A 558-nucleotide genomic window follows, 5' to 3' on the forward strand; every position below is an offset into this window, starting at 1 on the left:
AGTCAGTTAATGGCGAGAGCCATTAAGTGACGGAGTGACTGCGTACCTTTTGTATAATGGGTCAGCGACTTATATTTTGTAGCGAGGTTAACCGAATAGGGGAGCCGAAGGGAAACCGAGTCTTAACTGGGCGAATAGTTGCAAGGTATAGACCCGAAACCCGGTGATCTAGCCATGGGCAGGTTGAAGATTGGGTAACACTAATTGGAGGACCGAACCGACTAATGTTGAAAAATTAGCGGATGACTTGTGGCTGGGGGTGAAAGGCCAATCAAACCGGGAGATAGCTGGTTCTCCCCGAAATCTATTTAGGTAGAGCCTTGAGCGAACACCTTCGGGGGTAGAGCACTGTTTCGGCTAGGGGTCCATCCCGGATTACCAACCCGATGCAAACTGCGAATACCGAAGAGTGATACTCAGGAGACACACGGTGGGTGCTAACGTCCATCGTGAAGAGGGAAACAACCCAGACCGCCAGCTAAGGTCCCAAAGTACTAGTTAAGTGGGAAACGAAGTGGGAAGGCTTAGACAGCTAGGATGTTGGCTTAGAAGCAGCCA

At 50.2% G+C, this 558-nt stretch carries 1 rRNA gene; it reads left to right on the forward strand.

The features are described from left to right. Positions 1–8: 8 nt before the first annotated feature. Positions 9–558 (forward strand): 23S ribosomal RNA (locus ACTG7X_RS11055); the annotation flags it as partial.

It is taken from the genome of Lonepinella sp. BR2271 (assembly GCF_051851515.1).
Lineage (GTDB): Bacteria > Pseudomonadota > Gammaproteobacteria > Enterobacterales > Pasteurellaceae > Lonepinella.